General features: G+C 64.4%; 5 protein-coding genes. All 5 read left to right on the top strand.

Annotation, left to right across the window (positions count from 1 at the left end; translation table 11 throughout):
• Window positions 1-52: 52 nt before the first annotated feature.
• Genes I5961_RS11640 through I5961_RS11660 form a run of 5 tightly spaced genes read left to right on the top strand, consistent with a single transcriptional unit; the run spans window position 53 to window position 23,147 of the window.
• The gene (locus I5961_RS11640; RefSeq protein WP_227235296.1) at window positions 53-9,061 is read left to right on the top strand and encodes a non-ribosomal peptide synthetase; all 9,009 of its coding nucleotides are present in this window, start codon (window positions 53-55) and stop codon (window positions 9,059-9,061) included.
• Window positions 9,058-13,170, top strand: a complete 4,113-nt coding sequence (locus I5961_RS11645) for a non-ribosomal peptide synthetase (protein WP_227235297.1) — start codon at window positions 9,058-9,060, stop codon at window positions 13,168-13,170. The genes I5961_RS11640 and I5961_RS11645 overlap by 4 nt, the downstream gene beginning before the upstream one ends.
• Window positions 13,170-22,262 carry an amino acid adenylation domain-containing protein gene (locus I5961_RS11650; RefSeq protein ID WP_413541593.1) on the top strand — a complete coding sequence of 3,031 codons (9,093 nt, stop codon included), beginning with the start codon at window positions 13,170-13,172 and terminating at the stop codon, window positions 22,260-22,262. Before I5961_RS11645 ends, I5961_RS11650 begins: the two co-directional genes overlap by 1 nt.
• Window positions 22,259-22,948, top strand: coding sequence for a hypothetical protein (locus tag I5961_RS11655; RefSeq protein WP_227235299.1), 690 nt, complete (start codon window positions 22,259-22,261; stop codon window positions 22,946-22,948). The genes I5961_RS11650 and I5961_RS11655 overlap by 4 nt, the downstream gene beginning before the upstream one ends.
• Complete coding sequence (locus tag I5961_RS11660) at window positions 22,941-23,147, top strand: MbtH family protein (protein WP_085700385.1); 207 nt, start codon at window positions 22,941-22,943, stop codon at window positions 23,145-23,147. The genes I5961_RS11655 and I5961_RS11660 overlap by 8 nt, the downstream gene beginning before the upstream one ends.
• The last annotated feature ends 7 nt before the right edge of the window (window positions 23,148-23,154 follow it).

The raw sequence follows: 23,154 nt of genomic DNA on the forward strand, positions 1-23,154 counted from the left end.
GTGCTGTCCCTGCCTGATCACAAAAATAATGTAGTCACGGACGGTATCTCCGATGCTCGACAACACTTCCTTGCGTGGGACGAATCCCGCGCAGCCCGACTTTTCCTCGTTGAAACCGTTCGATGCAGACCTGTGCGTGCACGGTCTGTTTGAGACGCAGGTGCTGCGCAACCCCGAGGCCATCGCTGCACGCTGGCAGGAGCAAGCGCTCAGTTACCGTGAACTGAACACCCGCGCCAATCGGCTGGCCCATCACTTGCGCAACCTTGGGGTCGGACCGGACGTGCGAGTCGGGCTGTGTCTGGAGCGTTCGCTGGAGATGTTGGTCGGCGTACTCGCCGTGCTCAAGGCCGGCGGCGCCTATGTGCCGCTGGACCCGGCGTATCCGCAGGCGCGGCTGGCGCACATGCTGGTCGACAGCGCACCGCCGGTGGTGCTGACCCATGGCTTGGCGCGTGAGGCATTGCGGGCGGCGCTCGAACAGTCGGCGACTGCCCCCGCGATATTGGATCTGGCCGACGACTCTGATTGGTCTTCGCTCCCGGCAGACAACCTCGATCCTCACGCTATCGGCCTGACACCCCGACACCTGGCTTACGTGATCTACACCTCCGGCTCCACCGGCACCCCGAAAGGCGTGATGGTCGAGCATCGCGGGCTGGTCGCCGTGAGCGCCGACTGGGCGCAGCTCTATGGCTTGGCCGGCCCGATCAACCACCTGCAAATGGCCGGTTTTTCCTTCGACGTGTTCAGCGCGGACCTGATCCGTTCGCTGGGTTTTGGCGGCACGCTGGTGCTCTGCCCACGGGACACTCTGATGGACCCTCCGGCCCTGTATCGCCTGATGCGCGAGGCTCAGATCGGCTTTGCCGACTTCGTGCCGGCACTGCTCAATCCGCTGCTGGCGTGGGTCGAAGAGACCGGCCATGACTTGTCGTTCCTGCGCACCGTGATCTGCGGCTCCGACATCTGGACCGCCCACAGCGCGCGGCAATTGCGCAGGCTTTGCGGTGATCGGGTGCAGATCGTCCAGGCCTATGGCGTGACCGAAGCGAGCATCGACAGCACCTGCTTTGAATTCACCGAAAACAGCCAGATCGACGCGGTGCTGCCCATCGGCCGGGCACTGCCCAACACCCGGATTTATCTGCTCGACGCTGACGGCACACCGGTTGCCGAGGGCGTCGCGGGCGAGTTGTACATCGGTGGCGTCGGTGTGGCGCGCGGTTATCTGAACCGGCCGCAACTGACTGCCGAACGCTTCATCGACAGTCCATTCGTGGCGGGCGAACGCCTTTACCGCACCGGGGATATGGCGCGGTATCGGGCCGACGGGCATCTGGAATTCCTCGGCCGCAACGATTCCCAGGCCAAGTTGCGTGGCCTACGTCTGGAGCTGGGGGAAATCGAAACGCGACTGGCGGATATTCCGGGCGTGCGCGACAGCGTAGTGCTGCTGCGCCAGGACAGTCCCGGTGAACCACGGCTGGTTGCCTATTACTGCGAAAAGCCAGACACAGCGCTGAGCCCGCGTTCACTGCGTGAACAGCTGCACAAAAGCCTGCCGGACTACATGGTGCCGACCGCGTTCGTGCGGCTCGACAAGCTGCCGCTGACCGCCAACGGCAAGGTTGATCGGCCCGGTCTGCCGGCGCCGGACGTCGAGGCGTTTGATCAGCAGGAATACCAGGCGCCCCAAGGATCGCTGGAAACTGCGCTCGCCGCGATCTGGGCCGACGTGCTCGGCGTCGAGCGGGTCGGGCGACAGGATCAGTTCTTCGCCCTCGGCGGTCACTCGCTGCTGGTGATGCGCGTGCTGGCGCAGGTTCGTCATTCGCTGGGGCTGGAAGTCGCGCCTTCGACGTTGTTTGCTGCACCGGTTCTGGCGCAGTTCGCCGAACGGCTGCAAGCCAGTCAGGCTGCGGCTCGTCCAGCGATCACAAGCCTTGAACGCGTGAGCGCGCAAACGTTGTCGTCTGCCCAGCAACGCCTGTGGTTTCTGGCACAAATGGAGGGAGGCAACGCGGCGTATCACATGCCGCTGAACCTGCGTCTGCGCGGTGCGCTGGACGTGGCGGCACTCGAACGCAGCTTCAATCAGTTGGTGGCGCGCCATGCTGCGCTGCGCACGACGTTCATCGCCGTTGAGGGGGAAGGGCGTCAACGGGTATCGCCGCCAGCGCACAGCATCCGGCTGACGGTGACTGACGTGCAGGGCCTCGATGCGCAAGAGCGTCTGACCCGCTTGATCGACGAGGAGGGCAGTCGACCGTTCGACCTGAGCCATGGCCCGTTGATGCGGGTCAGCCTGCTGCGATTGGCGGCGGATGACCATGTGTTGCTGCTGACCCAACATCACATCATCTCGGATGGCTGGTCGATGGGCGTGCTCACCCGAGAGCTGGGCCAGCTGTACGCAGCGGCGCTGCTGGATCGCGACGATCCGCTGCCGCCATTGCCGGTGCAGTACGTGGATTACGCGGTGTGGCAAAAGCAGTGGCTGTCCGGCGAGGTGCTGGAGCAGCAGAGTCGTTACTGGCGCGAAACCCTCACCGGCGCGCCGGTGCTGCTGGAGCTGCCGACCGATCACAAGCGTCCGCCCGTGCAGGATTATCTCGGCGGCTTCGTTCCACTGGTCTTCGACGAAGCGTTGACCGGGCGATTGAAAGCCCTGGGCATGCAGCAAGGCACCACGCTGTTCATGAATTTGCTGGCTGGTTTTTCGCTGCTGTTGTCGCGCCTGTCGGGACAAAACGATGTGGTGATCGGCGTGCCATCGGCCAACCGTCCGCAGCAGGAGCTGGAAGGGCTGATCGGTTTCTTCGTCAACACCCTCGCGTTGCGCATGACGCAGTCAGGTACGCCGTCGGTGGCGCAATGGCTGCAACAGGCGCGGCGAGTGGCGCTGGACGCTCAGGAGCATCAGGACCTGCCGTTCGAGCAAGTGGTGGAATTGCTCAACCCGCCGCGCAGTCTGGCCCACAGTCCGCTGTTTCAGGTGCTGTTCGCCTGGGAGCAGGATCAGGATTCCGACCTGTTGCTGAGCGGGCTGGACGTTACACCGATCGAGAGCAGCCATCAGGTGGCCAAGTTCGATCTGCAACTGGCGCTCAGTGAGCGCGACGGGCAGATCGTCGGTGGTCTGGAATATGCCTCGGGCCTGTTCGAGCGCCGCACCGTCGAGCAGTTCGGCGAGTACCTGCGTCGGGTGCTGACGCAAATGGTCGAGAACAGCCAACAGTCGCTGGCGGGGATCAAGCTGCTGAGCGCCGAGCAACACCAGCAAATCGTTCATGACTGGAACTGCACCGCGCGCAATACCGCGTCGTTGCCCGGTTGCGTTGAGCGCTTTGAAGCCCTGGCCCGGCAAACGCCCGACGCCGTGGCGCTGCTCGCCGACCGCGAACAACTGAGCTATGGCGAACTGAATCGCGCCGCCAATCGCCTCGCGCATTACCTGATCGAACAAGGCGTCGGCCCCGAGCATCGCGTCGGTTTGTGTCTGGAGCGCTCGCCGCACATGGTCATCGGCCTGTTGGCGATCCTCAAGGCCGGCGCGGCGTACGTGCCGTTCGACCCGGCTTACCCGAGCGAGCGTCTGGCGTTCATGTTCCGCGATGCCGCGCCGACCCTGTTGCTGACGCAATCAAGCCTGATGGCCGGGCTGCCGGCTAACGAGGCGAAAATCTGCTGCATGGACACTGACGCCTCGCAATGGGCGCAACTCCCAACGGATGATCCGCAAGTCACGGTAAGCCCGGAACACCTCGGCTACGTGCTCTACACCTCCGGCTCCACCGGACGCCCGAAAGGCGTGGCCCACAGCCGTCGCGCGCTGGACAACCTGATTGCCTGGCAACTCGATCAGGCCACGGCACCGCAGCGTGTGCTGCAATTCGCCTCGCTGAACTTCGACGTCTCGTTCCAGGAAATCTGCAGCACGCTCTGCCAGGGAGGCAGCCTGTTGCTGATGACTGAAGCCAGCCGCAAGGACCTTGCCGCGCTGCGTCCGACGCTGGTGGCCGAAGGCGTGCAGCGCGCGTTCCTGCCGTTCGCCGTGTTGCAGCAACTCGCCGGTCTGACAGAGCCCGATGCGCCGACGCCCGCTGGCGGTTGCGAGATCATCACCGCCGGTGAAGCCTTGCAAATCAATGACGAGCTGCGCGGGTTTGTCCGTGGACTGGGCGGTGCTCGGTTGCACAACCAGTACGGGCCGACCGAAACTCATGTGGTCAGCCAGTTCAGCCTCGAGTGCAACGAGGCCGATTCCTGGCCGGACGCGCCGCCCATCGGACGGCCCATCGCCAACGCGCGGCTGTACGTGCTGGACGAGCACTTGAATCCGGTCCCGGTCGGCGTCGCGGGCGAGTTGTACATCGCCGGCGCCTGTCTGGCCCGTGGCTACCTGAACCGCCCGGACCTGACCGCCGAACGCTTCCTGCCGGACCCGTTCAGCGCCGAGCCGGGCGCGCGGATGTACCGCAGCGGCGACCTTGCGAAACTCCAGGCCGACGGCAACGTGCAATACCTGGGACGCATCGACCAACAGGTGAAACTGCGCGGCTTTCGCATCGAACTCGGCGAGATCGACAGCCTGTTGCACCAGCAGCCCGGCGTGCAGGAAGCCGCCGTGTTGCTGCGTGAAGACGTCGCCGGGGACAAGCGTCTGGTGGCCTACGTGGTCGGCACCGCAACCAGTGAATTCTTGCGTGCCGAACTGCAACGCCAGTTGCCCGAACACATGATCCCGAGCGCCTGGGTGCGGCTCTCGCAACTGCCGCTGACCCGTAACGGCAAGCTCGACCGCCAAGCGCTGCCGGCGCCGGAACGCAGTGCCGGGGCGACTTACGAAGCGCCGCGCAACGACACTGAAAGGCAAATGGCCGAGATCTGGGCCGAGGTGCTCAAGTGCGAGCGAGTGGGCATCCACGACAACTTCTTCGACCTCGGTGGCCACTCGCTGCTGGCGACGCGGATGATCTACGCGATCAACCAGCGGATGGGCGCGCAACTGTCCCTGAGCAGTCTGTTCCAGACGCCCGTATTGATGGATCTGGCGGCGCAGGTCTCGCGTGATGATCAGAGCATCGAGCCAGCGTTCATCCAGATCGGGCCGGATCGTGCTAATCGACATGAACCGTTCCCCCTGACCGATATCCAGCAAGCGTACTGGTTCGGTCGCGAGACCACGGTCAGCCTTGGCGGTGTCAGCGCTCACGGCTACGAAGAGCTGCGCATTCCCGGGTTCGACGCCGAACGTTTCGAGCTGGCGCTGAACCGCATGATCCAGCGCCACGACATGCTGCGCGTGATCTTCCTCAGCGACGGTACGCAACAAGTGCTGGCGCAGGTGCCGACCTATCGCATGCCTCGCAGCGATCTGCGCGGTTTACCCGCCGATGTGGCGCAGCGCACGCTGGAAGCGACCCGCGAACGCCAGTCCCATCAGGTGCTGGATGCCAGTCGCTGGCCGCTGTTCGAGTTCAGCCTGTCGTTGCTGGATGACGGCATCACCCATTTGCACATCAGCCTCGACGCGCTGATCGTCGACGCCGCGAGTACGCAGATTCTCGCCCGCGAACTGATGGCGTTCTACGTCGATCCGGCGCTGGAACTGGCCGAACCGGGCCTGACTTTCCGCGACTACGTGCTGGCCGAACAACAGCTGCGCAACGGTCGCCGCTACGAGCAGGCGCTGGGCTACTGGCGTGAACGGGTAACCACTCTGGCCCCGGCGCCGGACCTGCCGCTGGTGCGCCAGCCCGAAAGCATCGCCAACCCGCACTTTACCCGCCGCGACCGCGACATGTCGGCGGCGCAGTGGGCGCAACTCAAAGCCGTGGCCAAACAGTTTGCGGTGACGCCGTCGGTGATGCTCCTGACTGCGTTCAGCGAAGTGCTGGCGCTGTGGAGCCGCACACCGCGCTTCACCCTGAGCCTGCCATTGTTCAACCGCATGCCGTTGCACCCGGATGTCGATGAAATCATCGGCGACTTCACTTCGCTGGTGCTGCTGGAAGTCGGTATCGACGGGGCGCTCAGTTTCACCGACAAGGCCCGCGCCGTGCAGGCGCAGCTGTGGCGCGACATCGACCATTCGGTGGTCAGCGGCGTGCGGGTGCTGCGCGAATTGTCCCAGGCACGGGGTGTGCAGCAGACGGCGATGCCGATCGTGTTCAACAGCACGCTGTCCGAGGCGGCGCCGGAACTGGCCGAATTCAACCTGGCTGACGCGTTGAATGCCAAACACATGCACAGCATCACCCAGACCCCACAGGTTTGGCTCGACCACACCTTGCTGGAGCTGGAAGGACGCCTGTTGTTCAACTGGGACAGCATCGACGAGCTGTTCCCGCAAGGCATGATCGAGCAGATGTTCGTCGCCTATAACGCGCTGCTCGACAGCCTTTGCGAGCCGGCAGCCTGGGGCGCAAACACGCCTCGACTGTTGCCGCAGGCGCAGTTGCCGGCGCCGGTCGACAATCAGCAAACGCTGCCACTGATGCACGAATTGTTCGAACGTCAGGCCCTCGCCACACCGGATGCACTGGCGGTGATCGGCGCACGACAGCTGACCTACGCACAGTTGCGCAACGAGGCCCGGCAACTCGGCGCCCGCCTGCAAGCGCAGGGCGTGGTGCCGAACCGGTTGGTCGCGGTGGTGATGGAGCGCGGCTGGGAGCAAGTGGTTGCGACCCTGGCGATTCTGTATGCCGGCGGTGCCTACCTGCCGATCGAACCGACCCAGCCAGCGGAACGATTGCGGCATATTCTGGAGCGGGCCGAGGCGAGTCTGGCCCTGACCCAACCGGCGCTGCTCGACCAAATCGAATGGCCGGCGCAGATCACGGCCATTGCCGTGACGGATGCAGTCTCAAACGATGTGCTGGCGCTGCAACCGGTGCAGGTGAGCGAAAGCGACCTCGCCTACGTGATCTACACCTCCGGCTCCACCGGTCAGCCGAAAGGTGTGGTGATCGATCATCGCGGTGCGGTCAACACGCTGCTCGACATCAACCGGCGCTTTGCCGTCGGCCCGAACGACCGCGTATTGGCGATCTCGTCGTTGAGTTTCGATCTTTCGGTCTATGACTTCTTCGGTACGCTGGCCGTGGGTGCTGCGGTGGTCATCCTCGACCCGCAACTGACTCTCGATCCGGCGCACTGGCTGCAATTGATCAAGCGTCATCAAGTCAGCCTGTGGAACTCGGTGCCGGCGTTGCTTGGCATGCTGGTCGAGTACGCAGAGGGCGAGGGTGGCGCGTTGCCCGTCAGCCTGCGCGTGGCGATGCTGTCCGGCGACTGGATTCCATTGACCCTGCCCGAGCGGGCCTGGGCCTTGCAGCCGGACTTGCAGTTGATCAGCCTGGGCGGCGCCACCGAAGCGTCGATCTGGTCGATCTGCTATCCGGTGCAGCATGTCGACCCGGCCTGGCGCAGCATCCCCTACGGCAAGGCCCTCGATCATCAGCGCTTCTACGTGCTGGATGACGCGCTGCAAGTGCGCCCGACCTGGGTCGCCGGGCAGCTGTACATCGGTGGTATCGGTCTGGCGAAAGGTTACTGGCGCGATGAAAAACTCAGCGCGGGCAGTTTCTTCGCCCATCCACTGACTGGCGAGCGGCTGTACCGCACCGGCGACCTGGGGCGCTTGCTGCCGGACGGCAACATCGAATTCCTCGGCCGCGAAGACAACCAGGTCAAGGTGCAGGGCTATCGCATCGAACTGGGCGAGATCGAAGCCGCGCTCAATCGCCATCCCGGCGTGCAGAGCGCGGTGGTGCGGATTCTCGGCAGCACGCTGGGCGAGAAGCGCCTGGCGGGTTATGTACTCAAGGCCGATCCGGCGTTGCAGGCCAGCGATTTCAGCACGTACCTGAGCGACAAACTGCCGGCCTACATGATTCCGGCGTCGTTCACCTTCGTCGAGGCCTGGCCGTTGTCGTCCAACGGCAAGGTCGACAAGAAACGCCTGCCCGAACCTGAGCAGATCGAGCAGCAGGGGCCGGCGCTGGAAGTCGAGGGCCCGCAGGAACAGCGGCTGGTGGAAATCGTGCAGGGCGTACTCAAGCGCGAATCCATCGCCGCCAACGCCAACCTGCTGAACCTCGGCGCAACGTCGATCGATATCGTCCGGATCAGCAACGCCTTGTCCGGTGCCTTGCAGTTCCGCCCGCATGTGGCGCAACTGCTGGCCCAGCCGACGTTGCTGCATTTGCTCGGCATGTATCGCCAGAACCGCGCGCGTCAGGAACTGCTCGGCAACGTGCAGCAGACGCCGGAGCCCGTGCAGGACATCATCGAAGATCCCCAGCAGCGTGCGCAGTTCAAGGCTGAGCAGCGCGGCCGCCGTGAGTTTGTTCGAACCCTGCCGGCGCTGGCGCTGGACCTGCCGCAAGACCCGGCTTTCGCCCGGCGTCTGAGCGATTACCGCTCGGTGCGTCAATACGACCTGCAACCGATCGCCACCCAGGCCTTCGCGCACGTACTGGCGGCGCTGGCCCAGGGGCAACTCGACGGCGAGGTGAAATACCAGTTCCCGTCGGCGGGCGGCCTGTATCCGATTCAGGCCTACCTCTACGTCAAGCCGGATCGCGTGCTCGGCGTTCCCGGCGGCGCTTATTACTACGATCCGCGCCAGCATCGTTTGCTGGCGCTCGAGAGTGGATTGCTCGACCCGGACACCTACGACTATTTCGTCAACCGTCCGGTGTACGAGAACGCCGCGTTCTCGCTGTTCTTCATCGCCGACATGGCCGCGATCCGGCCGCTGTATGGCGAGCGCAGCCGCGACTTCTGCCACATCGAAAGCGGCGCCATGGCCCAGTTGCTGAGCATGACCGCCGTCGAACACGGTCTGGGTCTGTGCGGCATCGGCTCGGTCGAGGAGCAGCAACTGACGGCGCTGTTCGACCTCGGGCCGAGTCATGAATTGATCTACTCGATGATCGGCGGGCTGCGCACGGCCGATGAACAGCACCGCGCGCCGGTCGAGGCGTTTGCCATCGAGCCTGTGAGCGCCAGCCTGGACGACGAAGACATGGAGGAGTTCGAAGTATGAATGCCGATCAATTGCTGGCGTTGTTCGCTCGCCATGGCGTGGCGCTCGAAGTGGACGGTGACAGGCTGCGCTGCAAGGCGCCGCGCGGGTTTCTCACCGAAGAGCTGACCCAGGCGCTCAAGCGCCACAAACAGGAACTGATCGCCTTGCTCGGCGGGCACGCTGACGCGGCGATTCCCCGTCGCACTGGCGAACACGCGTCCTGGCCGCTGTCGTTTTCGCAGCGGCAACTGTGGTTTCTCGATCAACTGGAACCTGGCAACCCGTTCTACAACGTGCCCACGGCGGTGACGCTCAAAGGCCAGTTGGACGTCGCCCGGCTGGAACGAGCGTTGAATGAACTGGTTGCCCGCCACGAAGTCCTGCGCACGACGTTTTGCAAGGTCGACGGTGAACCGCGTCAGGTGGTGCATCCGTCGATGCCGCTGTCGTTGTCGGTGACGGATCTGCGCCAGTTGCCTGGCAAGGAGCGTGAGCAGCAAGTGCGATTCGCCGTCGAACAGGACGCCCGGGCGCCGTTCGATCTGGCAACCGGACCCTTGCTGCGGGCGTCGCTACTGCGCGTGGCCGACGACGAGCATCTGTGGCTGTACAGCGTGCATCACATCATCGCCGACGGCTGGTCGATGGGCGTGATCCTGCAGGAGGTGGCCACGTTGTACGGCGATTATGTGCGGGGCGAAACCCCGTCACTTGCGCCGCTGCCGGTGCAGTACGCCGACTATGCCTGCTGGCAGCAACAACGTGTGGGCGGTGCGGTGCTGGACGCTCAGCTCGATTACTGGCGGCGCAACCTGGACGACGCGCCGCTGTTGTCGACCTTGCCCGCCGACCGGCCGCGGCCGTTGGTGCAGCGTTATGTCGGCGCCACTTTCAGCTCCTCGGTCGATGGCGGCACCTTGCGCGAACTCACGGCGCTGGCCCGGCAGACCCAGGGCACGCTGTTCAACGTGCTGCTCGGCGCTTTGGCGGTGTTGCTGTGGCGCCACAGCGGTCAGCAGGATCTGTGCATCGGCACGCCGTTCGCCAACCGCAATCGCCCGGAAGTCGAGCCGCTGATCGGTCACTTCGTCAACACGCTGGTGCTGCGTCAGCGCCTGAATCCGCAGCAGACCTTCGCCGAACTGCTGCGCGAAGTGCGTGGCCAGATGCTCGACGTCCATGCCCATCAAGACGTGCCGTTCGACCGCGTGGTCGAAGCGGTCAACCCGCAGCGCGACCCCGGTCATTCACCGTTGTTCCAGGTGATGCTGGTGCTGCAGAACACGCCGGGCAACGCGGTGTCGATGCCCGAGCTGGAACTGGCGCCGTTCGGCACCAGCAGCGCCACGGCCAAGTTCGATCTGGCATTCGAATGGGTCGAGCGGGCAGGGCGGCTGGACTTGCTGGTGGAATACAACACCGACCTCTACGACGTTGCGACCATCGAGCGGCTGAGCGGCCACTACCGTCATCTGCTCGAACAGATCGCCGCCGACGCCAAGCAACCGATCAATGCTTTGCCGTTGATGAACGAGGCGGAGCGCCAGCAAGTGCTGGTCGACTTCAACCGCGCCGCGCCACTGACGCAAGTGGCGCCCTGCGTGCATCAACTGGTCGAGGCGCAGGCCGCGAGCAACCCTCAGGCTTGCGCGGTGGTATTCGAGGGAGAAGCCCTGAGCTACGCCGAACTCAATGCCAGGGCCAACCGACTGGCGCGGCATTTGCGCACGTTGGGCGTCGGCCCGGATGTGCGCGTGGCGGTGTGCATCGAGCGTTCGCTTGAATTGCCGGTGGCGCTGCTGGCGGTGCTCAAGGCCGGTGGCGCCTACGTGCCGCTGGATCCGGATTATCCGCTGGGACGCCTGAGCCATATGCTCGGCGACAGCACCCCGGCGGTGCTGCTGACGTTCGGTTCGGCGCAGGGGATTTTGCGTCAGGCCGTGCAAGGCTCGACCTGGGAAGCGCCGATCCTCGACCTCGAACAAGATGCCGCGAGCTGGGCGTCGTTGCCGGCGGACAATCTCGACCCACGTAATGTCGGCGTCACCCCTGACCATCTCGCCTACGTGATCTACACCTCCGGCACCACCGGTTTGCCCAAGGGCGCGATGGTCGCCCACCGTGGCTTGAGCAACCTGCTGCTTTGGTGTTTGCAGGTGTGCGGCGAAGCGGGGGCGATGCTGCACAAGATCCCGTTCGGTTTCGACGCCTCGGCGTGGGAGACCTTCTGGCCGTTGGCAACTGGCGGACGGCTGGTGATCGCGCGGCCCGGCGGGCATTACGAGCCGGCGTATCTGGCGCGCGAGGTGCGCGAGCAGCAGGTCACGGCGCTGGTGTTCGTGCCGGCGATGTTGCAACTGTTTCTGGAGGTCGACGAGGTCAGTCAGTGTGCGTCGCTGACCGATGTGTTCAGTGGCGGCGGTGAACTGCCGCCGGCTCTGGCCCGGCGCTTCCAGGAGCGTCTGCCCCATGCGCGGTTGCACAATGTCTACGGCCCGACCGAAACCACGGTGATCAACAGCATCTGGACCCTTGAGCCCGGCGCCGACGTGCCGGCCCGGCAACTGCCGATCGGTCGGCCAATTTCCAACAATCGCTTTTACGTGCTCGATGATCGCGACGAGCCGGTGCCGGTGGGCGTGACCGGGCATCTGCATATTGGCGGCGTGGGCGTGGCCCGGGGTTATCTGGGGCTGGCGCAACTGAGTGCCGAGCGCTTTATCGACAACCCGTTTGTATCAGGTGATCGGCTCTATCGCAGCGGCGATCTGGCGCGTTATCGCCCGGACGGCCAGCTGGAGTTTCTCGGTCGCAACGATTTTCAGGTCAAGTTGCGCGGCGTGCGCCTGGAACTGGGCGAGATCGAAGCCCGGCTCGAAGCGTTTCCCGGCATTCGCAGCGCGGTGGTGTTGATGGTCGGTGAAGCGGCGCAGGACCAGCGGCTGGTGGCTTGTTGCGTGGTGGCCGAGCCCGTTGACGAAGCGGCGGTGCACGCCCATCTGGCAACAACCCTGCCCAGAGCGGTGATCCCCGGCAGCTATCTGTGGCTGGACGCGCTACCGCTGACCGCCAACGGCAAGGTTGATCGCCCTGCGCTGACAGCGTTGGCGGATGAAGAAATGGTCAACCGTCAGGTCAACCTGAGCAGCCCGCGCGACCACATCGAGCTGGCGCTGTACCAGATCTGGAAAAGCCTGTTGCTGGCGCCGCAGATCGGCATTCGCGACAACTTCTTCAATGTCGGCGGCACCTCGATCGCCGCGATCAAAATGGCCCATGAAATCAGCCGGCAGTTCGCGGTCGAAGTGCCGGTGCGCGTGGTGCTCAGCTACCCGACCATCGAGGCGCTGGGTGGCTGGTTGCGGGTTGGCGCCAATCCGGCGCTGGCCCAGAGCAACCTGATCGAATTCCGGCGCGGCAGCGGCCAGCACAACGTGGTGTGCATTCACCCGGCGGGCGGTACGGCGTTCTGTTATCTGTCGCTGGCCAAGGTGCTGCCGGATGAAACCGGCGTGTACGGGGTGCAATCGCCGGGGCTGAATCCGGGGGAGAGTACCGAACCGACGGTCGAGGCGATGGCCGAGGCCTACTTGCGCCAGATCGAACCGCTGACGCAGCAACCGCTGATCCTCACCGGGCTGTCGTTCGGTGGTCTGGTGGCCTATGAAATGGCGCGGCGGTTGACGGCGGCGGGGCATCGGCAGGTGACCGTGGTGCTGCTCGACACCCAGGGTAGCGACGACCCTGGTTTCCGCGAACAGATCGGCACCGTGGACATGGCCGAGTTCCGCGACAAACTGGTGCGCTTCAACGGCATGTACCCCGGCATCGAAGACGCCCAGGTCGAACGCTATTTCAACATCTACAACCACAACCGTTTGGCCATGGCCGCCTATGAGTGCGCGCCGCGCGCCGGTCGCGTGGTGCTGATTCAGGCGCGGGAAGATTTCAGCCGCCATCAGTTGCACGAACTGCGCGGGTTCTGGCGCCGCCGCTCGGGCAGCGGCTATCTGGCGAAGCTGGTCAGCGGCGGGCACTGGGACATGCTCGAAAGCGCGGAAATCCACCGGGTCTCGCAAATCATCCGTCGGGAGCTGCAACGCTTCGACGCGCAGGAGACGAAATGATGAGTGCGCCCAAAGACATGCCGTTGCTCGCGCGTTTTGCCGAGCACGTGCGAAATAATCCGCAAGCCCCGGCAGTGATCGACCAGTCGCTCACGCTGACCTATGCCGAACTGGCCAGCACCAGCGAACGCATTGCCCGAGGATTGCTGGCACGGGGTGTCGAACCCGGCCAGTCGCTAGCGTTGTGCATGCCACGCTGCTGGCAGTGGCTGGCGGCAATTCTCGGCGCGTTGAAAGTCGGCGCGGTGGTGGTGCCGCTGGATCGGGCGAGCCCGCGCAAACGTCGGGAGTTGATGCTGGCGGATGCGGCGTGTGTCGGCCTGATTACCCTGGAAGAAGAACCGCTTTGGTCGCCTTCTTTGTGGCAAACCGGCATCGAGACCTTGCTCGATCAACCTGACGCTCCGCCGCAAACACTGGCCGAAGACTTTGCCGAGGTAATGTTCCTGTTCTACACCTCGGGCACCACCGGCACGCCGAAAGCGGTCGAGGTGGGCGAGCGCGGTCTGCTGCGGCTGGCGCACACCGACGGCTATATCGAGATTTACCCGACGGACCGGTTTGCCTGCCTGTCCAACCCGGCATTCGATGCGTGCAGTTTCGAACTGTGGGCGCCGCTGCTCAACGGTGGTTGCTGCGTGATGATCGCCGACGAGGACGTGCTGGATGGGCGTCGACTGGCCGAGGTGCTGGAGCGCACGCAAGTCGACAACCTGTTCATGACGGTGTCGCTGTTCAACACGTTGATTGCCGAATGGCCGTCGTGTTTTTCCAGTGTGCGTCAGGTGCTGATCGGCGGTGAGCAGATCAGCCCCGCTGCTGTTCGTGGGTGGTATCGCACCAATCCCGAGAGCCGCTGCCGGATTTTCAACGTCTATGGCCCCACCGAGTGCACCACGTTTGCCTTGTGCTGGCCGATCAGCCGCGACTTTGCCGGTGACTCGGCGCCCATAGGCCGACCGTTGCCGGACACCGGTGTGTGGGTGCTGGATGAGCAACAACGGCCGGTGCCGGCGGGCGAGGTGGGCGAGCTGTATTTGAGTGGCAGCGGCGTCGCTCGAGGCTACCGCAACCGGCCCGAAGAAACGGCTCGCCAGTTCGTCCGTTTACCCGACCTCGACGGGGGGGCGCAGGTGCATTACCGCTCCGGCGATCTGGTGCGGTGCAATGCCGAAGGCTTGATCGAGTACCTGGGACGGGTCGACCGACAGGTGAAGATTCGCGGTTTCCGCATCGAACCGGGGGAGGTGGAGCAACGGATGCTGGAGCATCCGGGCGTGGCTCAGGTGTATGTCTGCACCCGGCGTCTGGCGGCGGAAGATCATCAGCTGCTGGCGTTTGTCGTGCCGCGCGGGAATCTGGACTATCACGCGTTCGAAACTCACCTGCGGGCACAACTGGCGCCATATATGCGGCCGCATCAGTTGTTCCTGCTGGAGCGCCTGCCGCTGACGGCCAATGGCAAGATCGACCGCGACGGCTTGCTGGCCCAAGGGTTGAGTCCTTGGCATCCAGTCTTGACGGCAACGGATAACGAGAGCGCTTCACCGGCGCTGGACTGGTTATTGAGTCAGGCCCGTTCGCTGCTCGGCCAACCCGCTCTGAGTGCGCAGGACGACTGGCTGGCCAGCGGCGGCGATTCGCTCAAGGCCATGCGCCTGCGTTCGGCAATCCGTGTTCGTTGGCAGCGCGAGATTGCTATCGACACGTTGCTCAACGAGCCTTTCTCGTCATTGGCCGAACGACTGACCGGTCAAATCACCTGCGATTCGATCTACCCGCCGGCGCCTCCGATCAGTAGCGCCAAACGCCTGCCGGCCACCGCCGAACAGCGCCGCTTGTGGCTGTTGCAACAACGCTCGCCGACCTCGACCGCCTACAGCGTGCCGCTGATTCTGCATCTGGCGGCGGGCGTTGATGTCGCGGCGCTGGCCGAGGCCGTGGGGCGTCTGGTGCTGCGCCATCCGGGATTGCGCACGGCTTTTGCGCCCGGTACCGATGGACTTGATCAGGTCATCGCCGAGCAGGGGCCGACCTGTCGCACCTTCGCGGTCGGGCATTTCACCGAGGATAACTGGCAGGCCTTCGCTGAATGGGTGTTCGCCGCGCCATTCGAGCTGACCACCCCGAACCTGTTTCAGTCCTGGTTGTTGCCGTTCGCCGATGGCAGCTGTCGGCTGTTGCTGAACCTGCACCACATCATCGTCGATGGCTGGTCGGTGAACCTGTTGTTCGACGACCTGGTGCAGCTCTATGCCGACATCCTGCAAGGCCACGACAGCCCGATGCCAGCTGCCCGATTGACGACGCTAGAGTTTGGTCAGTGGCAACGCCAGTGGAGCGTCCATCCGCATTATCGCGACCAGCGCCGCGCACTCGCCGAGTTGCATCGCCGTCAGGAAGAACCGTCGCCGGCCCTGATGCCAATGCGCAAAATCAGCCCGGACGCCCGTTTGCACCGGGAACCCTTGGGCGCCATCCGAAGCGCAGCCCTCGAACGCTTTTGCACCCAACAACGACTGACCCGTTTCGAAGTGCTGTTCAGTGTCTTCGCCTGGAGCCTGTACGCCCTGACCGGGTGCGAGCGACCACGGATCGCCAGCCCGGTGTCCAACCGACCGCTGGTGGAGTTCGAAGATACCGTCGGCATGTTTGCCAACACCGTGTTGATTCCCACCACCGTTGAACACGGATTCACGCTGAACGAGCAGTTGCGCAAACAGACCGCCACCGTGCGCGAAGTGCTGGCGTTGCAGGACGTGGCGCTGGCGGATCTGGTGGAAGACCTGCGGCTGTCGTCGAACCCTTCTTTGTTCGATTTCATGTTCGTGCTGGAAAACACCGATTACGCCGCGTTGGCTGACTCGAACCTGCGCGCCACGCTGGAATTCAACGAGCAGTTGCACGCCAAGTGCCCGCTGACCTTGTTGATGGTCGGCAGCGGGTCGCAACTGCAATGCTGGTGGGAATATCAGTGCGGCTACTTCGATGCCGAACAGATGCGGGCTGTGAGTGCGCTGTTCCGTCGAGGGCTGGATCTGTTGCTGGAAAGCCCGGCGGCCAGGCTCGATGATTTGCTCGGTCCGTATCGACGCAGCCTGCCACCGGCCAGCGAAGGTCTGAAGATTGCACTGCCGTTCAACACACTGGCGGACGGGTTCGAGCATCAAGTGCATTGCACGCCGCAGGCGGTCGCGCTGGTTCAAGGCCCGCAGCACCTCAGCTACAGCGAATTGAATACGCTGGCCGATGCTCTGGCAGCAACGCTGGTCGAGCGTCATCCATTGCCGACCGGGAACGCGCCGCTGCACGTCGTACTGTTCCTCGATGCCTCTGTGGAGCACATCGTCGCCTTGCTGGCGCTGGCCAAACTCAACCTGACCGCCGTGCCGCTGGACCCTGCCTATCCGGTGGCGATCCAGCGGCAGGTGCTGGAGCAGGCGCAGCCGCATTGTGTGCTGTTCAGCGACACGACGGCGGCCGCGCTGGATGACCTGAACGCCGGACGATTTGTCACGCATCGGGTCGATCTGAACGCCAATGCCGGATCGTTCGAGCGTCCGCGCCACGCCGGTGAACGGCCGCTGTACACGCTGTTCACCTCCGGATCGACCGGCACGCCCAAAGGTGTGCAGGTGTCGGAGCGCACCCTGTGCAACCTGCTGCAATGGCAGCGCAGCGAAGGGCAGTTGCCGGCGAAAGCGGTAACCCTGCAGTTCTCGATGCTGTCGTTCGATGTGTCGTTTCAGGAGATTTTCAGCACTCTGTGCGGTGGCGGTTGTTATCACCTGATCACACCGCGCTGGCGTCAGGATGCCGAGGCGTTGCTGGATTACATGGTCGAGGCGCGGATCGAGCGTCTGTTCCTGCCGTACGTGGCCCTGCAGCATCTGGCGCAAACCGCGGTGGCCCGTGGCATTTATCCGTCGGCGTTGCGTGAGGTGATCACGGCCGGTGAGCAATTGCTCTGCACGGAGGCTTTGCGCGACTGGTTTGGTGGCATGCCGCAGGCCTCGCTGTTCAACCACTACGGTCCGACCGAAACCCACGTGGTCAGCGCCTTGCGCCTGCCGCCCGTGGCGCGGGACTGGCCGTTGCGCGCGCCGATCGGCCATGCCGTCGGTAATGCGCGGCTGTTGCTGGTCGATGAGCATGACCGCCCGGTGCCGATGGGCAGTCGCGGCTATCTGCTGGTGGCCGGGCCGATGGTTGCCCGCTGCTATCTGGCAGATCCTGCGCTGAACGCTGCGCGGTTTGTCGAACTGGCGGATGGCTGTTTGTACTACCGCACCGGCGATCTGGCGTGGGCCGATGCCCAGGGCTGCCTGCATTACCTGGGACGTGACGATCAGCAGATCAAACTCAGCGGCCATCGTCTGGAACTGGGGCAGATCGAGGCGGCGCTGATGCAGGTGCCGGAAGTGGTCAACGCGGTGGTCGCGGTGCAGGTCGATCCGCCGAGGCTGATCGCCTGGCTGCAACTCGATGGCGAACCTGCAACCTCGCAATTGCTGGATCGTCAGGTCGCGCGTCTGCTGCCGGCCCATGTGCGGATCGATGAATACCGACGGATCGACCTCTGGCCACGCACCCCCAGCGGCAAGATCGACCGCAAGGCCTTGGCGAATGTTGGCGAGGCGCTGGAGCGGCGCAGCACGCCACAACCGGTTGTTCAATTGACCGCGCTGGAACGACAACTGATCGAGTTGTTCCAGGCTGTGATCGGCCGTGACATCGAGCCGGAGCAGACCTTCTTCGAGGCCGGCGCCACCAGTCTCGGTCTGATGCGTTTGCATGGGCGTTACGCCGCAGAGTTGCCGCACAAGGTGACGATGGCCGATCTGTTCGAACACGTCACGGTGCGGCGTCTGGCGGCGCATCTGTCGACCGCACCGGTGGAGGTGGCGGAGCGTGTAAGGCTTTCCGATGCAGGCCATCAGCCGATGGCGATCATCGGCATGTCGGTGAATGTGGCCGGGGCGCAGAACCTGTCCGAGTTCTGGGCGATGGTGCAAGGCAATGAGTTGGGCATCGAGCACTTTGCTGCCGAAGAAGGCTTGATCGGCGCCCGCAGTCAGCTGGCCGGCATGCTCGATTTCGATCCCGAGTACTTCGGTATCAGCCGCCAGGAAGCGCGCCTGATGGACCCACAACAGCGGCATCTGCTGATGGCGTGCGTGCAGGCCCTGCAACACGCGGCCATCGTCCCGTCGGCCGATGGCCCGCGCATCGGCCTGATCGCCAGTTGCGGCGAAACCACCTACTTCCAGCAGATGCTGCGCGAAACCGCCGAAGACGATCTGCCGGACGGTTTTCAGCTGGCGCTGCATCACGACAAGGACTTTCTGGCGACCAAAGCTGCGTATCACCTGGACCTCAACGGCCCGGCCCTGAGCGTGCAGGCCGCTTGCGGCAGTTCGCTGATCGCCGTGCACCTGGCCAGTTCGATGCTGCGTCAGGGCGACAGTGACGTGATGCTCGCGGCCGGGGTGCTGATCGATCCGACCCTGACCGAGGGCTACCGGCATCGCTCGCAGCACATCTTTTCCGCCGATGGTCTGTGTCGTCCGTTCAGCGACGACGCCAGCGGCACCCTTGGCGCCAGTGGTTACGGGGTGGTGGTACTCAAACCGCTGGCCAGGGCGCGAGCCGATGGCGACCGGATCTACGCGCTGCTCGAAGGCTCGGCGTTGAACAACGATGGCCGGGCCAAGATGAGTTACACCGCACCGTCGGTGGCCGGGCAGAGTGCGGTTATCCGCGATGCCTTGAACCGCGCCGGGTTGAGCGGTGCCGACATCGGCTACATCGAAGCCCACGGCACCGGCACCTTGCTGGGCGATCCGATCGAAGTTGCGGCGTTGACCAAGGCTTTCGGCGATGCGCCGGCCGGCAGTTGCGCGTTGGCCTCGGTGAAGAGCCAGATCGGTCATCTGGGCGCGGCGGCGGGGGTGGTCGGGCTGATTCGTGCCAGTCTGTCGGTGTTCCATGGCGTGCTGCCGCCGAACCTCGGTTTTGGCCGGATCAACCCGCAGATCGATCTGGAGCATTCGCCGTTCTATGTGCCGACCACGTCCCGGCCATGGCCGCAAGGGCGGCGTCGGCTGGCCGGTGTCAGTAGTTTCGGGATTGGCGGGACCAATGCGCATGTCATCGTCGGCGCTGCGCCCAAGGCGCAGGAAGAGGGCGAGGAAACACTGCCGCTGCTGATGATCTCGGCCCATGGCCGAACGGAACTGCTGCGCGATATCGCGGCGATTCACGAATATCTGCAAACGAACCCGGGCCAGCACACCGCGTTGTTGCGGCACTTGCAGTCAGGTCGTCGGCAACTGCGTTGGCGCTTCGCGATGGTCTGCCGGGCAGGTGATGAGATTCCGTTGCAGCCAACTTCGATCAAGGAAATCACCGCTTCCGGCGCGCAGTTGATCGCCCGTGATCAAGCGCCGCAGGAACTGCTCGACGCCTGGTACGAAGGCGCGAATATCCAGTGGCCGCAGCGCTCGGCACCGCCACCCTGGGACTTGCCGCCGTCGTCGTTCGATCTTCAGCCGTATCGCTTCCAGACGCCTGTAGCTGCTCAACCTGATGCACCAGCCCTGGAGCGACAATCGCTGGCGGACTGGTTCCACCAACGTCAGTGGGTGCGCACCCGGCGACTGAGCGGGATAACTACGGCCGGATCCCGTGAAGTGCTGATCCTGTGCAGCCACGAAGCGCCCGAATCGACCTTGCTCGCGAGCCTGAGCGCCGTGTACCGACGCGTGATTCAGGTCCGCGCGGGCAACGGCTTCAAACGCTTGAGTCCGGACCGTTTCGAGTTGGATCCTCTGGACACTGATGCCCTGAACCGGTTGCTCGCCGAAGTTGCTGAACCTGATCTCGGTGAACTCGACTGGCTGCATGCCTTGCCGCTGGCGGTGTCGGGCGCGGTCACCGAGCAATCGCTGGATCTGGCGCAGTGGGCCTGCCTGGATACGGTCAGCGCGCTGATGCAGGCCTGGGGGCAGACCGCGCGCACGACCCGTCTGCGCTTATGGTTGATGTCATGGCAGGCCTGCCCGGTGGACGGCGAAGTGCAACGTCCCGAGTTGGCAGCACTGGCCGGCATCACCGAAGTGGTGCCGCAGGAATACCCGGTGCGTTGCCACTGGCTGGACTGGCCGTCGTCGCGCCTCGAAACCCAAGGCGCAGTGCTGGCGGCATTGCTGGCCGATCCTTCATCGTTGCCTCGGCGAATGGCGGTGCGCGAAGGTTACCTCTGGCAGCCACGCCTGATGCCTCAGCCATTGACCGGCCCGGCAACCACGCCGCTTTTACCGGAAGATGGAACGTTCCTTGTGCTGGGCGGCAGCGGTGGCATCGGTCGGACCTTGTGCGAACACCTGCTCCAGGCACCAGCGCGCCGTGTGGTGCTGATCTCGCGCCAAGGGCAATTGCCTGAGTCACTGGCGGCTTACAACTCGCGGATCGATTGCATCAAAGCGGATATCGCCGACCTCGCGCACTGGCCGCAGGTCCTCGATCAACTGGCGGTTCGTTACGGTCGTCTGAGCGGGGTGATCCATGCGGCGGGTGTGGGGGCGGGCAGTCTGATCCGTCATCGCGATGCCGGGCAAATGGCCGAGGCGATGGCCGCCAAGACCCGCGGCATGCTGGCGGTCGAGGCTTTGATCGAGCACCTGAAACCGGGTTTTGTTCTGTACTGTTCGTCAATGTCGGCACTGTTCGGCGGCGCGGGGCATCTGGACTACGCAGCGGCCAGCGGGGTGCTCGACGGCTTCACTCACTATCGCCCGAATCCGGCCGACACCTGCCTGCGCCTGGGGATCAACTGGGACATCTGGCGCGACATCGGCATGGCCACCACCAGCAACGGCGGAGACGCCGCACATCTGGAGCATCTGACGGTCGGTCTCTCGGCGCAAGAGGGCTGCCGGGTGTTCGATCTGGCGATGGCGACGCAGTTGCCGCAACTGCTGATTTCCACCACCGGCATCGACACGGCGCGGCGGTTTTATCCGGTTCGCCATGGTGCCGTGGCCGCGGAGGTCGAGGCGCCGAAGGGCGTGGATCTGTCGGCGCGCTTGCGTGAGTGTCTGTGCAAGTGGCTCGGCGTGGCCGAGCTGGAAGATGACGATTCGCTGTACGACCTGGGCGCGGATTCGTTGACGCTACTCGATCTGATCGACGAACTGCAGGCAGCCACCGGCGAGGTGTTCCAGTTGTCGCAATTCAGCCACAAGGTCAGCCTGAACGAGGTGCTGGGGCTGGTGTCGACCGCCACGGGTGAAGAGGCCGCGGCCGTGACACTGCACGGCTGGCACGACGCGGTGCGGATCGATCAGTGGCATGCCGGTGCCGGCCGCGATTGGCTGTACCTGATCCACCCGGTGGGTGGTGATGTTCAGGCTTATCGGGAACTGGTCTCGGCGCTGCCGGCGGAACTGGGCGTGTGCGTGATCGCCGACCCGGCGCTGCGCCTGCCGCAGTTGCCGAACATCAGCGTGGAGGAACGTGGACTCTGGTATCTGGAGGCGATCAAGGCCCATCTTCCGCACGGCAGCACTTGGCGTCTGGCCGGCTGGTCGTTCGGTGCATGGGTGGCGCAGGCGCTGTGTCATCAGGCCCAGGCTGAGGGCTTCAGGCAGCCGTTGTTGTACCTGATCGACCCGCCCGCGCCGGATGCCGGGGTGGAGCTGGCCGGCATCGACGAACAGACCATCGAGCAAGTGTTCCAGCGCGAGTTCGCCCAGCGCTGGCCGGCGGTCGAAGGGCAGGGCTTGGCCGAGGAACGTCAGGCGTATCTGCAACGGTTGACGGTGTGCTGCCGCAACAACATGACCAGCATGATCGACTTCCAGCCGCCGGCGCTGGCAACAACAGCAGTGCGACTGTTCATCGCCGGGCACGCCAATCCTTACGGGCTGGGCAATGCCTGGAATCCGGATGACCTGCAACGCAGCTGGCAGGCCTTGCTGCCGCAGTTGCGCAGCAGGCAAACCCTGGACACCGATCACTACGGCATCGTGGCGGGCCGCTGGGCGCGGTTGTTGGCCGAAGTTATCGGTACGGATGAGCCAGCGCCATGAACGAACCGACCTTGATGCCGCAATGGTGGCTGGCCCTGACCAAGGTGCTGTGTGAAGTCGAACCGGACGAGGCCTTGCGTCTGCGCTTGAGCCGAGTCCGGGGACAGGTGCCGTTTCAGCTGTTTCATCTCTGGCAGGCTCACGTCGTCATGCCGATGCTCGGCGACGCCTTGCCGGAACATCAGCAGGCGCTGCTCGCGTTGCAAAGCCTGCACCAGCGAGCGGCGCTCGGCGTGATCGGGCGACAGGGCGAATGGCGGGCAACGCTCAAACCGGTGTTGCTGGCGCTGTATCGCAAGGCCTATGCCTACGACGCGGCTTACGCCAAGGCCCACGCCAGTGCGCTGAGCTACGGCCTCGCGCCGGCTAACACTGCCATGATTGCCGAGCACTTCGGCGATGCCGAGGCGTTCGCCGAGTACTACGCCCAACTGAATACCGAGGCCGCTGCCACGGCGTTTGCCCAGGCCCATGCCAGCGCCAACGCCGAGGTCTCGGCCCGGGCTTTTGCGGCCGACGACGCAGCAACCTGCGCGCAGGTCTGTGGGTCGACCGTGCGGGTCTACGTCGGGGCATGTGCTTCGAGCGACGAACAGCGGCATGCCGCACTCAACCATCTCGCCGCCGGGCTCGAGCGAAGCCTGGCCACGCTGCAATCCCGTTCAACAGGAGAACGACATGAATGACGCACAACTGCAATTCGATGTGGTGATCAACGCCCAGGGCCAGTATTCCCTGTGGCCGGCGGGCAAGCCGATGGCCAGCGGCTGGAGCGAGGCGGGGATGCGCGGTGAGCGCCAGGACTGCCTGGATTACATCAATGAACACTGGATCGACATGCGCCCGCGTTCGCTGCGCGAGCAGTCATCGCTGTCGTTCCAATAAAAAAGGT

Origin of the sequence: Pseudomonas sp. IAC-BECa141 (genome assembly GCF_020544405.1) — a bacterium.
In the GTDB taxonomy this organism is placed as follows: Bacteria; Pseudomonadota; Gammaproteobacteria; order Pseudomonadales; family Pseudomonadaceae; genus Aquipseudomonas.

What these genes read in the sequence shown, in the direction of transcription:
- I5961_RS11660 (WP_085700385.1), top strand. Translation starts at nt 22,941, where the DNA reads ATGAATGACGCACAACTGCAATTCGATGTGGTGATCAACGCCCAGGGC.
- I5961_RS11645 (WP_227235297.1), top strand. Translation starts at nt 9,058, where the DNA reads ATGAATGCCGATCAATTGCTGGCGTTGTTCGCTCGCCATGGCGTGGCG.
- I5961_RS11640 (WP_227235296.1), top strand. Translation starts at nt 53, where the DNA reads ATGCTCGACAACACTTCCTTGCGTGGGACGAATCCCGCGCAGCCCGAC.
- I5961_RS11655 (WP_227235299.1), top strand. Translation starts at nt 22,259, where the DNA reads ATGAACGAACCGACCTTGATGCCGCAATGGTGGCTGGCCCTGACCAAG.
- I5961_RS11650 (WP_413541593.1), top strand. Translation starts at nt 13,170, where the DNA reads ATGAGTGCGCCCAAAGACATGCCGTTGCTCGCGCGTTTTGCCGAGCAC.